The organism is Ideonella sp. B508-1 (assembly GCF_000333615.1).
Taxonomy (GTDB): Bacteria; Pseudomonadota; Gammaproteobacteria; order Burkholderiales; family Burkholderiaceae_C; genus Ideonella.
This window is the reverse complement of record NZ_BADL01000420.1, coordinates 1-1,472: the sequence shown is the minus strand read 5'-3', so window position 1 is coordinate 1,472 and position 1,472 is coordinate 1. Positions and strand designations below refer to the sequence as shown.

Below are 1,472 nucleotides of genomic sequence, written 5' to 3'. Positions count from 1 at the left end.
GCACACGCCACATGGATGGGCCGTGACGCCAACCTGCCCGTCGGGGCCGACGCAGTTCAGGCTCTTGGCCAGGATGCGCGAGACAGTCGTCTTGCCGATGCCACGCGTGCCGGTGAACAGGTAGGCATGGTGCAGCCGCCCCTGCTCCAGCGCATGGGTGAGCGCGCGCACGACATGGTCCTGCCCCACCATCTCCTCGAAGCTGCGGGGCCGGTACTTGCGGGCCAGGACGACATAACTCATCCGGCCATTCTAAGGAACCGGATGCGCGACCACCCTCGCCCTGGGGCGGTCGGTATCGGATAATCCCGCCCCATGAGTTCCTCCGCCTCCTCCAACCCGTCCACCCTGAGCTACGAGCAGGCTGGCGTCAACTACGACCTGATCGACCCGCTCAAGGTAGCGGCCCAGCGCGCGGCTGCCGCCACGGCCGGCCACCTGGCCGGCCACGGCTTCTCCGAGGTGAAGGCCTCGCGCGGGGAATCCGCCTATGTGGTGGATGTGGGCCCGTTCTACCTGGCCAGCATCGTCGAATGCCTGGGCTCCAAGGCCCTGGTGGCCGACGAGATGAAGGCCCTGACCGGCAAGAGCTACTACGACGGCATCGCCCAGGACACGATCGCGATGGCGGTCAACGACCTGATCACCGTGGGCGCCACACCCCTGGTGGTGCAGGCCTACTGGGCCGCCGGCGGCAGCGACTGGTTCGGCGATGCCCAGCGCGCCCAGGCCCTGGTGGAAGGCTGGAAGAAGGCCTGCGACACCTGCAAGGTGGCCTGGGGCGGCGGCGAAACCCCGGCGCTGGCCGGCATCGTCGAGGCCGGCCGCATCGACCTGGCGGCCTCCTGCACCGGCATCATCAGCCCCAAGAGCCGCCTGAGTGTGGGTGACAACCTCGCCCCGGGCAATGCCATCGTGCTGCTGGCCTCCAGCGGCATCCATGCCAACGGCCTGAGCCTGGCGCGCAAGCTGGTGGAGCGCCTGCCCCAGGGCTACCTGACCGAGGTGAGCCCCGGCCTGAGCTACGGCGAGGCCCTGCTGGCCCCGACCATCCTCTACAGCCCGGTCACCGAGGCCCTGGCCGCTGCCGGCATCGCGGTGAACTACAGCGCCAACATCACCGGCCACGGCTGGCGCAAGCTGCTGCGCCACGCCAGCGCGCAAACCTACCGCATCCACACCGTGCCGCCGGTCACCCCGGTGCTGAAGTTCATCCAGCAGCATGCCCAGCAGGACGACCGCGAGGCCTATTCCACGCTGAACATGGGCGCCGGCTTCGCGCTGTTCGTCAACGCCACCGATGCGCAGCGCGTGGTGGAGATTTCCAAGGCCCAGGGCGTGGACGCCTGGGTGGCCGGCCAGGTCGAGGAAGGCCCCAAACAGGTCATCATCGAGCCCATCGGCGTGACCTTCGGCACCGAGGATCTGCAGCTGCCCTGAGGCGCTGCGCGAAAAGCTTCGCGCCTTTCGCA

At 68.8% G+C, this 1,472-nt stretch carries 1 protein-coding gene and 1 pseudogene; one reads left to right on the top strand and one right to left on the bottom strand.

Annotation, left to right across the window (positions count from 1 at the left end; genetic code table 11):
- Positions 1 to 243 (bottom strand): annotated as a pseudogene (locus tag I73_RS28610) (DNA polymerase III subunit gamma/tau); the annotation flags it as partial.
- Between the two features lie 72 nt (positions 244 to 315).
- Here I73_RS28610 and I73_RS17090 point away from each other — a divergent pair.
- On the top strand, positions 316 to 1,440 hold the full coding sequence (locus I73_RS17090) for an AIR synthase-related protein (protein ID WP_022981728.1): 1,125 nt from the start codon (positions 316 to 318) through the stop codon (positions 1,438 to 1,440).
- The last annotated feature ends 32 nt before the right edge of the window (positions 1,441 to 1,472 follow it).

Excerpts from the sequence above, each read along its gene's own strand:
- I73_RS17090 (WP_022981728.1), top strand. The coding sequence starts at position 316 with ATGAGTTCCTCCGCCTCCTCCAACCCGTCCACCCTGAGCTACGAGCAG.